Origin of the sequence: Anaerococcoides asporogena, assembly GCF_029590275.1 — a bacterium.
In the GTDB taxonomy this organism is placed as follows: domain Bacteria; phylum Bacillota; class Clostridia; order Clostridiales; family Clostridiaceae; genus JG1575.
This window is the reverse complement of record NZ_CP120965.1, coordinates 754,304-767,797: the sequence shown is the minus strand read 5'-3', so window position 1 is coordinate 767,797 and position 13,494 is coordinate 754,304. Positions and strand designations below refer to the sequence as shown.

Annotated in this window: 9 protein-coding genes; 8 read left to right on the top strand and 1 reads right to left on the bottom strand. The window is 46.7% G+C overall.

What is annotated here, in order from left to right:
• Window positions 1-36: 36 nt before the first annotated feature.
• From P6M73_RS03665 to P6M73_RS03630, 8 genes are all read left to right on the top strand, one after another.
• Window positions 37-651, top strand: coding sequence for a hypothetical protein (locus tag P6M73_RS03665; RefSeq protein WP_277854776.1), 615 nt, complete (start codon window positions 37-39; stop codon window positions 649-651).
• Window positions 652-654: 3 nt separating this feature from the next.
• Complete coding sequence (locus tag P6M73_RS03660) at window positions 655-2,169, top strand: hypothetical protein (protein WP_277854775.1); 1,515 nt, start codon at window positions 655-657, stop codon at window positions 2,167-2,169.
• A 31-nt stretch (window positions 2,170-2,200) separates the two neighbouring features.
• The gene (gene pglZ, locus P6M73_RS03655) at window positions 2,201-4,789 is read left to right on the top strand and encodes a BREX-1 system phosphatase PglZ type A (RefSeq protein WP_277854774.1); all 2,589 of its coding nucleotides are present in this window, start codon (window positions 2,201-2,203) and stop codon (window positions 4,787-4,789) included.
• A gap of 9 nt (window positions 4,790-4,798) precedes the next feature.
• Window positions 4,799-6,871 carry a protease Lon-related BREX system protein BrxL gene (brxL, locus tag P6M73_RS03650; protein ID WP_489666468.1) on the top strand — a complete coding sequence of 691 codons (2,073 nt, stop codon included), beginning with the start codon at window positions 4,799-4,801 and terminating at the stop codon, window positions 6,869-6,871.
• Between the two features lie 49 nt (window positions 6,872-6,920).
• A complete protein-coding gene (locus P6M73_RS03645) occupies window positions 6,921-8,963 on the top strand; it encodes an ATP-dependent DNA helicase (RefSeq protein WP_277854773.1) in 2,043 nt (680 codons plus the stop codon).
• Between the two features lie 24 nt (window positions 8,964-8,987).
• Entirely contained in the window at window positions 8,988-10,379 is a 1,392-nt protein-coding gene (locus P6M73_RS03640) for an NYN domain-containing protein (protein WP_277854772.1), read from the top strand.
• A 94-nt stretch (window positions 10,380-10,473) separates the two neighbouring features.
• On the top strand, window positions 10,474-11,100 hold the full coding sequence (locus tag P6M73_RS03635; RefSeq protein WP_277854771.1) for a hypothetical protein: 627 nt from the start codon (window positions 10,474-10,476) through the stop codon (window positions 11,098-11,100).
• 8 nt (window positions 11,101-11,108) lie between these two features.
• A complete protein-coding gene (locus tag P6M73_RS03630) occupies window positions 11,109-11,372 on the top strand; it encodes a hypothetical protein (protein WP_277854770.1) in 264 nt (87 codons plus the stop codon).
• Between the two features lie 358 nt (window positions 11,373-11,730).
• Here P6M73_RS03630 and P6M73_RS03620 read toward each other — a convergent pair whose 3' ends face one another.
• Window positions 11,731-13,482, bottom strand: a complete 1,752-nt coding sequence (locus P6M73_RS03620) for an antirestriction protein ArdA (RefSeq protein WP_277854768.1) — start codon at window positions 13,480-13,482, stop codon at window positions 11,731-11,733.
• Between the last annotated feature and the right edge of the window lie 12 nt (window positions 13,483-13,494).

Here is a 13,494-nt window from a genome sequence, read left to right as displayed (position 1 = left end):
AAAATGCACTATACCATTCGATAGGAGGTATTTTCATTGTTCGAAAACATGATGCAGAAAACGGAACTCCCTTTGATCATTGTCTGTGATGACAAGGATGTGGTTTTTGCTAATTACCTTATTCAACTCATTGGGCAAAAGGACGATAAAGACGAGAAAATTGTTGGCATCGCTGATGATTCAGTCTCGGCGGCAATCTACACCACGAAGTTCTACAATGGAAACTTGCCTCAGATCCCCTCTACGCAACATATCCTTTTTATTGGTCATTCCAAAGAGGCGAAAGAACAGCGGCAGAGTATTCAGGACAAGTATGAGAAATTGGGAATGCATTATGGGTGGCTCGGCAAGCGAGCTGTGCTGTATGTAGATGAATCGTCCGGTGATTGGCTCAAGCTTAAAGATGACCGGAAACATTATGACGAGTTCTTAGAGTATAGCGAAGCGTATGGAGTCACTCACCCGGATGCTCTTCATGGCTATGCGAAAAAACTGAATGGCAAAATAGCGAAAATGATGCCTGTTTTTGTTGGTGCGCCGAAGATGCTTATTGACCGGAACGCGGCAGCAAGTGAGATCAAAGCACAGCAATATCGAACACTTGAGAAGGTGTTCTATGATGAGGGGCTGCGTCTTTTCATGGAGGGATAATCTATGACCGCCTTTGAGGAAGGTTTTGCCTTTTATGCGAAACAAGCAGGTGTTCAGATTGCAGGATTTGAAAGCGGAGCATATGTTGGTCGAGTAGATGAGGAAATAGCGAAGCTCATTCATGACCTGAACGCTTTTGAACGCTTTAAGACAGATCCCGATATGCTCAAAGGCGATATTGCAGAGTTCTGGCATTCTGACACCTTCAACATCAATGCAGTTGCACGCGATTCCGTCAGCCGCACCGTTGTTGATCGCAGCCATGACTTCGCCTCTCCTGATATAAGTAGTAACTTTGGGGAAATCTTTGGACTGAAATATTATAAGGACGGAGCAGTAAGCGCACAGCAGCAGGCAAAAAGCGTGTTCGAGCGCTTTCATGAATACCGATTAGCTGGCGGGAAAGACACACTGAATGCTTTTCTTGAAAAGCGTGGATTTGCTGATGATTCTGTTCTGCATGATCCCATTTATGCAGGACAAGTCCGAGTAATCCCAAAAGAGCAGTTAGAAACCGCTTGTGAGTGGCTGAAACGGAAGATAGCAACCGAGTCTACCATTCGTCCTGAACAAGTGGAGCGCTACAAAGACACTCTGAATATGCTTTCTGACCGTCTGCGGGATGGACAAGGTACAGAATCTATTCCTCTGACCGAAGCGGATGCTAAGGCTCTGGCGGTGTTGGCAAAGACTGGCGATGTTGATACTGAGGAATTGCAGATTCTTGGCATCTCTGCGGACGAAGTGATCCGCTTCGAATATCTTGCAAGGCAAGCATTCAAATCCGGGCTTTCAGCCGCAACAATATCAATCGTGCTGAATGTTGCACCGGAGATATACAAGGCAATCAGTTACTTAATTCAAAACGGCGAGCTGGATGAAAAGCAATTTCAACGCATAGGTTTTGCCGCCATCAAGGGAGGCAGCGAAGGCTTTGTTCGTGGAACAGTTTCAGCAGCGATCACAGTAGCCTGTAAATCCGGTATGCTGGGGGCTGCATTAGAAGGCATCTCGCCCTCTCTTGTGGGCATGGCAACCGTTCTTGCGATGGACACTATGAAAAACGCATTTCGTGTCGCTACCGGGGAAATGACGCGCTCTGAGCTTGCCCAGAAGTTGGTTAATGAGCTGATCATTTCCTCTGCCGCCCTCGCTGGCGGGACCATAGTTCAGGCATTTATTCAAATACCGGTTGTGGGCTTCATGATAGGCAGCTTTGTTGGCTCAGCGATTGGCTCATTTGCATATAATTGCGGATATAGCGCGGTCATGAGCTTCTGTGTCGATACCGGTTTCACCATGTTTGGACTTGTTAAACAAGACTACACCTTGCCGGAAGATGTTCTGAAGGACATCGGAATTGATGTATTCAAATACGAGAAGTTTCTTCCTGTTCAGTTCCAGCAACAGTGTTTTAGCGCCATCACTTTCGAGCGTCAGAAGTTTGAAGCAAACACATTAGGAATACGCATTTTGCGCAGAGGCGTGATAGGCGTTAGCGAAGTGGGCTATATTTAAGCATCCATAGCCAAGAAAGGAATATACCGCCATGTCCACAGAATCAATACAATTTGCTCTCACTGAGCGCTTTGCTGCCCCATTACCTGAGTTTTATCAGCGGCGCATCATCTTCTGGCAGGATGAAGACCGTGAGTTTGAGGCTACGCTGGATGAGCTTGTGATCCCGAATGTGAAGAGTATCAAGCTGACCGGCACAAACAACTTTGCAGTGAAAAAGCTGCTGCTGCACGATGATCTCACGAGCAACTACCTCATATACAATCCGTTCTCCTACTCTCAGCCGCAGGATGACTGGCTGCGGGACATAGAGCTGTTCAGCGAGGAATACCGGGCTGATTTCATTTCGATGCAGATGAGCGAGCTGAACATTGAAACAAGTCCGGCTATGCGGAAGACAGTGAAGCTCTATGCGAAGTTTCTTGAGAGCAAGGAGCGGCGGCAGAAGCTTCACAGGATTGGGCGTGACTACCAGACCCCGTTGCAGCTCCATATCGACATCATGGCTGTTCTTGCCGGCTTGAACGGAGGATCGGCGCAGGATGTATTTATTGCGGTGCTGTCAGACGGGCTGGATGAGGAAAAGAATGCGGCGCTGAACAACATCAAGAAGTTCGGGAACATCGAGGCGTTTTGGCAGCTTGTCCGAAAATACACGGGATATATTCACGAGGACGAGAAGCCTCTGGGCTTCTTTGCCGCTCATGTGCTGCTCACTGCGCTCGCTCAAACAATGAACGCCAGCGTTCTCAAAGGCTTGGAACGCTTCATTTCTGATTCAAACAAGGCATACTGTTACAGCATTGTTCATGAGTGGCGCAACCATGAGGACAATTCCTCCCTCTGGGATTTGTGCCGCAGCGTGGAGCAGGAATTACAGTTGCCGTCCCGCTTTGATAAGCAGGACATTGAGACGCTTCTGACCGCAGACATTTTTCCATCCATCCATGAAGTAATCCTCAGCCGTTTCTATTCCGAAGTGGCTGATCATGTGGTCAAAACGGAACTCATGTTGAAAACGGCAGAGAACCGGCGCACATCAGGCTGGTATGATCAGTTTTCCTATTATTATGACTGCCTCTATTTCGTGGCAAAGATGCAGGAGTTCTATCAGGACAACGCTGCTGGTTTCCATATCGTTGAGCCGAAGAGCATCTGGAAGCTATACGCCGATAAGGGATATGAGATGGATAATTTCTATCGCCATTTCCATTATGCCTTCGGATGCTCGCTCAAGGACAGTAACCCGCTTTTGGAGGATAAGCTGAAACACGCTGCGGAATATGTCGAGGCAGTGTATCAGAACTGGTTCCTCAAGGAGCTGACCGGATGCTGGACAAATGCAATCTCGGATAACCTTGCGTCTCTTGGATATGTTTCCGAGATCGGAAAACAGCGAAATTTCTATGCGCACTATATTAAGAGCCTTGCCGGAAAGAACTCTCGTGCATTCGTAATTATCTCCGACGCGCTGAGATATGAAGTCGCGTCCGAGCTATGCGATACGATTGTCAGAACAACAAAGGGAACAGCAAAGCTTGATGCAGTTCAGGCAGTCTTTCCATCCATCACAAAGTTTGGCATGGCAGCACTGCTACCCGGCCGCAGACTATCTGTAAACGATGAGATGGAAGTACTTGTTGAAGGAATGCCGACGCGCTCCACTCCTGAACGGGAAAAGGTACTCTGTGCCAGCAATGCAAGCAGCGTGGCTGTTCAATACAACGATATTCTGAAAATGAAACGCGCCGAGCGCCGGGAGCTTGTGGGCGGCAAAGAGGTTGTCTATATCTATCACAACACGATTGATGCAATCGGAGATAAAGCACCTACTGAAAAGAAAGTCTTCGAGGCTTGCGAGGACGCGATGCAGGAGTTAATAAACCTTCTGCGCATTGTCATCAACGATATGCAGGGTACTGATATTTTCATTACGGCAGATCATGGCTTCCTCTATACATATAGCCCGCTCACAGAGGGAGATAAGCTTGGCAAGAGCGCCTTTACCGGCGAAGTCTTTGAGGTGGGCAGACGGTATGCAATCACTGATCCGGCTACGACTGCGGATTATCTCATGCCGGTGCAGCTTGAAGGTGAAATCGAAGGAACACCGGTGAAAGGCTATACTCCGCAGGATTCAACTCGCATCAAGGTTTCTGGCGGCGGGGAGAACTTTGTTCACGGCGGCGTGAGCTTGCAGGAAATGGTTGTTCCTGTTATTGCCTTCAAAAATCTCCGTACCACAAGCAAGAAGTATGTCGAGGTTTCGAAAGCCGAGCTGAAGCTGCTCAGCGAAAGCAGGAAAATATCCAATCTGCTGTTCTCTTTGGATTTCTTCCAGCGTCAGCCCATCGGGGAGAAAATTGAGCCTTGTGCCTACTCTGTTTATATGACCGATGAGGAAGGCACAATCGTCAGTGATCGCCAGACAATCATTGCGGATCGAACAAGCACGAATGCTTCTGAGCGCGTATTCCGTGTGCGCTTCAATTTGAAAGCCGGTGTTTACGACAAAAACAAAATCTACCGCTTGATCATCGCCAACGATACCGATGTGTCAAATGAGGAAGAGTTCCACATTGACATCGCATTCGCAGATGACTTCGGATTTGATCTTTAAGGAGACTGGATGATGGACGAAATGAACGAGATAAACGCGACAGAGGACGCAAATGCCGTCATCAATGGTAAACTGCGTCAGGTGTTTGACGGAAGAATTGTCCGTAAAGACCTCACAAAGAAAATCAAAGAGGGAGCGAATGTCCCGATCTATGTTCTTGAGTTCCTTCTTGGTCAATATTGCAGCTCCGACGATCCTGATGTGATTGAGACGGGTGTCAATAATGTGAAGCGCATTTTGGCAGAAAACTATGTCCGTCCTGACGAGGCGCAGAAGATCCTTTCAGCGCTTCGTCAGCGTGGCAGCTATACTGTAATTGACAGGATAACAGTCAATCTGAATATCAAAACAGATGGCTATGAAGCAGAGTTCTCTAATCTCGGAATTAAGTCCATTCCGATTTCCGAGGAATATCCGACGAAGTTTGATCGTCTACTGTGCGGGGGCATTTGGTGCATCGTCCAACTCGAATATGAATATGTCGAGGAAGACAAAAAAAGGTCTCCGATCCTTATTCATAAACTCACCCCTGTTCAGATGCCTCATGTGGACATCGAAGAACTAAAGCAGGGACGCAAAGCGTTCACTCAGGAAGAATGGATGAAGATCCTTCTGCGTTCTATTGGCATGGAGCCGGATAAGCTCAATGAGCGTGAACGCTGGCTTCTGTTGGCGCGTATGCTTCCTCTGGTAGAAAACAATTTCAACCTCTGCGAGTTAGGACCGAGAAGCACAGGTAAATCCCACCTGTTCAAAGAGATTTCCCCGAACAGCATTCTTGTTTCGGGTGGGCAAACAACGGTTGCAAACTTGTTCTATAATATGGGCAGAAAAACAGTTGGTCTTGTTGGTCTTTGGGACTGCGTGGCGTTTGATGAGGTTGCCGGTATCAATTTCAAGGATAAAGACGGCATACAGATCATGAAGGACTATATGGCATCTGGCTCTTTTGCTCGCGGCAAAGAGGAAAAGGCTGCAAGCGCCTCTATGGTCTTTGTGGGAAATATCAATCAGAGTGTGGATGTCCTGCTAAAAACATCAAGCCTGTTTGATCCCTTCCCTCCTGAAATGGGGACAGATACGGCATTCCTCGACCGAATGCACTGCTACATTCCCGGATGGGAAATCCCGAAGTTCAGACCAGAACACTTTACCGATGATTACGGATTTATCACTGACTACCTCTCAGAGTTTGTCCGTGAGCTGCGAAAAGAACAATATGGTGATGCGCTGGACAAGTATTTCCGTCTTGGCAAAAACCTCAATCAGCGCGACACGATTGCCGTTAGAAAGATGGTTGGCGGTTTCATTAAGCTTCTCTATCCTGACGGAGAGTACACAAAGGAGCAGATTGAGGAAATCATCAGAATATCTCTTGAGATGAGACGGAGAGTGAAAGAACAGCTCAAAAAGCTGGGCGGCATGGAGTTCTACGATGTCAATTTCTCGTATATTGATGTCGAGACATTTGAGGAACGGTATGTCAGCGTTCCGGAGCAAGGCGGCGGCAAACTGATCCCGGAGGGAATGTGCAATCCGGGTCAGGTTTACACGATTTCGCAGGGCAAGTCTGGAATGCTTGGCGCATTCCGGCTTGAATCGCAAATGCTTCCCGGAAACGGCAAGTTTGAGCGCACCGGCATTGGCTCTGATACGAAAAGCAAGGAAGCTACAAATACTGCTTTTAATTATTTGAAAGCCAACGCAAGTCGGATCAGCGGCTCAATCAGAACGACAACAAAGGACTACATCATCAATTATCAGGATTTGCAAGGCATTGGGATGACCGACAAACTGGCTCTTCCAACGCTGATTGCCCTTTCATCAATCGCTTTGGGAAAACCTACTATTAGCGGGCTTGCTGTTTTAGGAGAAATCAGCATAGCCGGAACGATGATTAAGGTGGAAGAGCTTGCCAATACGCTTCAAGTCTGCCTCGATAGTGGTGCAAAGAAAGTGCTGCTTCCGATCACCTCAGCCGCAGACCTTGGGACTGTGCCTTCCGAACTGATAGGATGCTTTAACCTCATTTTCTATCAGAGCGCGGAGGATGCTGTCTATAAAGCTTTGGGCGTTGAATAACGCTATTCATTCCTTAAAACCGTAGCCAACCCATCATGGAGGAATTAGTTTGGACTATATTTTCGGCTTTTTCACACCGGCAGAACGAAAGAAACGCAGAAAAGCAGCGCTGTACTCAATGAGCGAAGAAGTCTCAACCTTCTTTTGGGATGTCGCACCGAAAAAAGGTTTTGAGATGCGGGATGGACAGCAGGATATGTCCTTTGAGATTGTAGACGCGCTCATCAACGACCAGCACTTTGCAGTAGAGGCAGGGGTAGGAATAGGAAAGTCATTCGGCTACTTGGTGCCTTTGATGCTGTATAGTAAGACGGTGGGGAGACCGGTCATTGTAGCTACATCAACCATAACTCTACAAGAACAGTTGCGGAGGGACATTCAAGATGTCATGCCTCTTCTTGGCTTGAACATGAATGTAATTCTTGCCAAAGGACAGACGCACTATCTATGCAGGAAAAAAGCTGATGAGTACATGAGCAAACCTGATGTATCAATCCCAGATGCACTAAAGGAAGGAATTGAAAAAGGGCTTCAAGATCGCAAAGATTTTCCAGAGACTCTTTCTCAAAGTATATGGGATAAAGTAAATGTTCAGCGTTTCAGCAAAAGAAGCTGTGGCGCTTGCGAGAAAAAATGCCTATATTATGAAATCCGTTCTCGGCTTTCATATGCAGATGGGATAATCTTATGTAATCAGGATTTTTTGACTTCCCACCTAATGAAAGTTCGTCGAGGACAGGATGGTCTTATAAACAGGGATGCAGATTTGATTGTTGTGGATGAGGCACACAATTTGGAGGATAAGGTGCGCAGTGCAACCACGGAGCGCGTGAATCAAGGCTTCCTTCTTTCTTTGATCCGCAGCGCGGTGAACGAATTAAAGTCTTCCGAGCGGTCAAATGTTCAAAGAGAGAACCAAGAGGCTCAGAAGGCAATTCAGAGCTTTTTCTCTTGCCTGAAGGACCAGATGCAAGCACAGATCAACGAGTCTCAGCAGGATATGCGTTATGCAGACCGTTTCTTCTTTGACGGGTACAGCAAGTCTATCTCTCTTCTCAATGAAATGATGAGCGCTATCAAAGACCTTTCGACAAGCATCCAAATCTTTGCAAGCTACGACTTTCAAAGAAGCCGTAGCTCTTCTGCCTCTGATGATCTTGACACATATAGCGATTCCCTTTCTGAACTTTGCAGCAGTATTGATAAAATGCTCATATGGATTGAGCGCAAGGGTGCAAACGCTGACCTTGTTTATTGCCCCCAAAACACCAAAGACATTATCAGCCGCCTGTATTTTGATGGATCAGAAAGAACGATCCTCACTTCGGCAACACTGACAAATGCAAATCATGGCAGTCTTGAGGAACGCTACTCATATTTTCTCAGCAATACAGGTTTCCCGACAAGTGAACAAGGATGCCTTTCAGAGCCAAAACCCTCTCCCTATCCTTACGACGAACATTCTATGATCTACTATTGCACCGACCTTCCACACCCAACACGAGAACACGATGCGTTTATTGAGCAGGGTGTCGAACGCCTTATAGAAGTTTTGAATATCTCAGAGGGAAAGGCATTGGTCTTATTCACGGCGAAGACAGACATGGAGGAAGTTCATACAATCCTTACGCAAAGAAACCTACCCTATAAAATCTTAATGCAGCAAGCTGGGTCATCGCAGGACAAAGTGCTTCACGAGTTCAAAGAGAATACAAACTCTGTTCTGCTTGGTACGGGCGCATACTGGGAAGGTATCAGCATAGAGGGGAAAAGTCTATCAAATGTAGTAATATTTCGGCTTCCTTTTCCTGTGCCAGACCCAATCATTGAGTATAAAGCCTCTATTGCAGATGACGCATTGATGGAAGTCCGTGTCCCAGAAATGATAATCAAGCTCAAGCAAGGAATTGGTAGGCTTATCCGAAACTATACCGATACCGGCATTGTCTGCATTATTGACCGGAGGCTTAGGGATGATCCCGCCGAACGATACCATGACATCACATGGGATTCTCTTCCGATTAAGAACCGGACAAGCGATCTAAACGAGCTTCGGAAGTTTTATGAAGGGCTTCAAGCAGCAATGGAATAGTCCGCCAGTGGAAAGGAGACACAAATGACACCCCAAGAAAGTGCATATGCGCCCTTGCTCGATGAGGACAAGATCACATATAAGGATAGCACATATGAGATCGTGTCAAAGGTTGCTTATTTGATAGGTGTTCCAACGCGGATATTCCAGAACGATTACGAGCCGCCAAAGCTCGAAGTATATGAAAAGCTTGAAAGGGATGAATCTGCTCGGATTATCCGGCATCTTTGTATTATACGAACCGCTATTGAGCGTAATTTCAAGCGAATAAACGAGAAGATGCGAATGGAGTACAGGACAATTCTATCGCTGCCGGAATATGTCCCACCAGAAAGCATAAACCAGCTTAACGCGGACGGAGTAAAGTTCATTAAAAAGTCCAGCACATTGCTATGCCATCATATCATCGAGATAAATAAGGAAATATCAAATAGAATAAATAACTGTAAAAAGCTATTTCCTCTTTGGATTAACTGGCAATACATTAAAGAGCTGTTTCTTATGCCAGATGGTTTGAGTGAAGACGGAACGAAAGAAGCTGCCGATCTCTACTATGCCCATTTCCTCTGCTATCCATATCAGATGTATATAAACTGGATTCCGCAGGATGTGGGCAATATTCTCTATAACGACAAGAAGTTTGTCAGTAAACTGTATCAATGGCATAATGACTACTTTACTGAATATAGCAAGGTTTCGGATGCTGGCAGTTACATCAAGGGCAGCATATATGAGTTTATTAGCAGCAGCGAAAAAGTGGTTGTGGTTGTAGACTGCGAGAACTCCGATCCCTACAAGCTGTGTGCAACATTGAAAAATCTGGATTACCAGTACACGCAGAAAATCGCCTCGATCATTCTTTTTGATGATGTTCATGCGGCTTCTGCATGGCGTATTTTAGATAGCTTTACACAGATTCCCGTTGAACATATGATGATAGAGCGCGTCAAGCAGAATAAATCTCTTGTCGATGTGATGCTCATATCAAGAACCTGTCAGGAGCATTACAAAAACAATGTGGATTCCTTTATCATCGTGTCCAGCGATTCTGATTATTGGGGATTGATTTCTTCTTTGTCCGAAGCTCGCTTTTTGGTTATGGTTGAACGGGACAACTGCGGAGCGGACTTGAAGAATGCATTGCTCAATGCCGGTGTGTTTTACTGCTATATCGACGATTTTTACTCTGGCAACTCCGAGGACATCAAGCACAGTGCGCTTTTTATGGAAATGTATCGTTACATAGACCGGGCTGTCAGACTCAACATCAATGATATGTTTGATGATGCTCTCCGCAATACTCGCATCGAGCTGAGTTCAGCAGAGAAAAAGCAGTTTATTTCCCAGTATATCAAGACAATGCAGATGACCATTGATGAGAGTGGTGATGTGGTCTTGAAGTTCAAAAGAACCTAACTTCGTGGTGTAAACCCCAACTGTGCTTAGCCGAGAAAAATATTTGGAAAAGTGAATTTTAGTTTTAATAGCGAATGTATATAGGAGGCGCAATATGGACTGGGACACATACTACGAGAAGTTCTATGACTGGTCTACAAGTACACAAATCAATCGGATGTCTTCATTGACCTCTTATGGTGCGTCCTCCGAAGTTGCAGAAGTAGCTCAGGAGTACATGGACGAAAAGGCTGCGTCTCGTCTGATCAAGAAAGCTGTTGCATATGGCGTTCAGTTCACCCCGGAAGAGATGTACGATCTGTCTGGTTGCTGCAATACCGAAGCAATGAATGCCCTGCTTGATGCTGCGAAATGTCACTTGTCGAAAGAACAGTTAGAAGATTTATGGGGCGCAGTTGATGACGATGTTCTTGAACGAGCCGCCACCAGAAATAAAATTGTCCTGTTTGAAGATGAGGCTGACGAACTGGAAGAGGAAGAGCAATTCGAAGACGATCAGATTGAGGCTGCGCCAAGAATGGGCTTTTTCACAAAGCTTTTCGCAACAATAGGCATTGTCGGATCGCTTGAATCCGGGAAAAAGCCTCATCCTGGTCACTGTACCGGTGACTGCGCAAATTGCCCCCCACATTATGGCTACCGATATGGACGATGGTATTATGGTCACGGTCATGTGTATGAATGCGAGTTTGGCGGGAATAAAGGCGATGGCAGTCTTTGATGGAGGCAATGATGTTCGGGAAAAAGAGAAAACTCAGAAAAGACCTACCAGCTATTGATTTACGGAAAAAGCCCGTAAAAGGATTGTTCGGACAAACAAAGCTTGTTGCCACTACAAAAAAAGAGCAAAGAACAATCAAGAAAAAGCTGATGGAGCATTATCCAGACCGCTATTATATAGACGATCTATATGAATGGAACTCAATTCGTGGGCAGGATGAGTTGTCGTGGATAGACGATATTGAAGCATATGACGCTCTTTTCGGAGAATAAAAAAAGAGCCTCAGCCGACACCCAATGGGCATCGACTGAGGCTCTTCGATTTATAAAGATGAGGGCAGGAAATCAACCTTTTTTGCAGCATTCACAGAGATGAGAAGTCGCATGGGAAAACATATGCGGCTTATTTTATCGTGGCTTACAGCGAAGAAAAACCCCGATTATCGACCTTTATCCAGACAGTTTTCTGTCCCGACTGCTCGCTTTGAAGAGAAGTGCGGGCAAAAGAGCAGTTCAGACCGAAAGCTCTGCTTACAGGGGTGGACGCATCGGCGGCAAACGGCGTTGTACTTCCGTCTACCGTCTGTGTCGAGAAAGAACTGCCATTCTTGCTTCCACTTTTGACTTTTACTCATAACTCATGCTCGCTTTTCCGTTCTTTGTGGGGCTGCGGCTTCTCCGGCTGCGGCTCGGACTTTGAAGATTTCAGCCTGTCCATGATGGAAGATTTCTCTGCCTTTTCAGCCGGTTCCTTGGCGCCGTTGTTGATGATCCCGTCAATCATGCCATAGTCATCCTCGGTGGACAGTTCAGCCGCCTTCAAAGGATTATCCCGCTCGATGAGAGCTTGCCAATCTGCCTTTGCCACCCCGAAAATGCCACCCTTCGCAGCATGATCCTCAAGGTCCTTAGCATCAAGCACAAGCCCCTCAGTGTTATCGGCATACAGACGGAAGACATCACACGAGGAAACAACCTCCTTTGCTGCCTCAGCCTTCATCGGAAGCATCCCACCCCAAGCATATCCATATTCCTTCATTTCATCAGCAGAAATGCTGGGATCAGGCAGCTTGCTGACAGGCAGCACTTCCCAGCGAAGCTGCTCCATCGTCTCATCGTCAAAGCCGTTATAGACATCATCCACGACAAGCCTTCCTCGTTCATCGACGATAATTGAGGCGGCTTCATCGCCGTAGGTGTCATGCTCCATCAGAAAGAAGGCGTGTCCATCGACCTCAGTGTGATCAATGGTATGCCAAGTTCCAATGTGACCGGAGACAGCCAGCCCGTCGGTGTCCATGTTTACCTCGTAATCCTTTTCCTTGAAGGAGTCGAGTTTCTGCTGCTCTTCACTGACCATCGGGAAAGCGATGATTTTGTCTCCGTGTTTTGCAAACTGTTCAGGCGTTTTGAAGAGATCGGTGAACTGGCGCATATGCTCAACGCTCAAAGAACCAAAGTCTTCATTGGTTAAGCCGACCACCATGAATGTCCCGGCAACAATATCGTAGATGTCCCCGTTGTTATCCCGCAGTGCGCGGTTGAGAGGCAGTCCTTCCAGTTTTGCCTCTTCGTTGCAGATAATCGCAACCGGCTCTTCAAAGGGGTACACGGCTTCAATATCGCCTCCGACCTCATGCTGCAAGGACTCCAGCCCAGAGTTGATCTCTTTCACATACGGCGCTTTCCCCGGCTCAACCATCAGGACAGAGATCGTACTGCTGCGCTCTTCTGCTTCGCCAGAGCCGGTAATGCGGTATTCATCGGGAATATCGTCATGAGAACCGTCAAACTGGATGTTCCAACTATCTCCGGTTGAACGAACATAGCCCTCATCGGTGAAGCTGCCGCCTTCCTCAAAGCGAACATCGCGCCCGTACCGCTCGTAGTCAATGTAGTTGGCAAAGGGTCCGAGATCCTTTTCACTGTAAATCCCGGCATCGTGAATGTAGTAATATCCCAAATCCTCATCATCATGGACGGCGGGGATAAAATCATAGGTGTCAAGGTTGAATGTCAGGTTGATTAGATCGTCAATGTCGCTGACACGATCACAACCGCCATCCATAACCGCTACAAGCTTTTCTTGCTCGTCCTTTGACATCTCATCAATCAGGGCGGCAAGATAGTTCAGCTTGTCAAGATTTTCATACTCACCGAGCATCCGGTACACGCCGTTGATAGGGCATTCATAATCGGTAATAAACCATTCCTCATATGTATTCCCAAAGCTGTCCTTTGCGCCGATTCCAATGCGCTCAAAGACCTTTTTCAGTTCCTCTTCGGTGGTGGGGAGCTTTACCCATTCACCGACAAGCTCACCTTCGTTGTACTTTCCGAGATTGGTGACAAAAGCCTCAAAATCTCCATCCAAAACAGGCATTGGCATTTCCTT

Bases quoted from the DNA above. Each gene is read 5' to 3' on its own strand.
- P6M73_RS03660 (WP_277854775.1), top strand. From the start codon at position 655: ATGACCGCCTTTGAGGAAGGTTTTGCCTTTTATGCGAAACAAGCAGGT.
- pglZ (WP_277854774.1), top strand. From the start codon at position 2,201: ATGTCCACAGAATCAATACAATTTGCTCTCACTGAGCGCTTTGCTGCC.
- brxL (WP_489666468.1), top strand. From the start codon at position 4,799: ATGATGGACGAAATGAACGAGATAAACGCGACAGAGGACGCAAATGCC.
- P6M73_RS03640 (WP_277854772.1), top strand. From the start codon at position 8,988: ATGACACCCCAAGAAAGTGCATATGCGCCCTTGCTCGATGAGGACAAG.
- P6M73_RS03635 (WP_277854771.1), top strand. From the start codon at position 10,474: ATGGACTGGGACACATACTACGAGAAGTTCTATGACTGGTCTACAAGT.
- P6M73_RS03630 (WP_277854770.1), top strand. From the start codon at position 11,109: ATGATGTTCGGGAAAAAGAGAAAACTCAGAAAAGACCTACCAGCTATT.
- P6M73_RS03620 (WP_277854768.1), bottom strand. From the start codon at position 13,482: ATGCCTGTTTTGGATGGAGATTTTGAGGCTTTTGTCACCAATCTCGGA.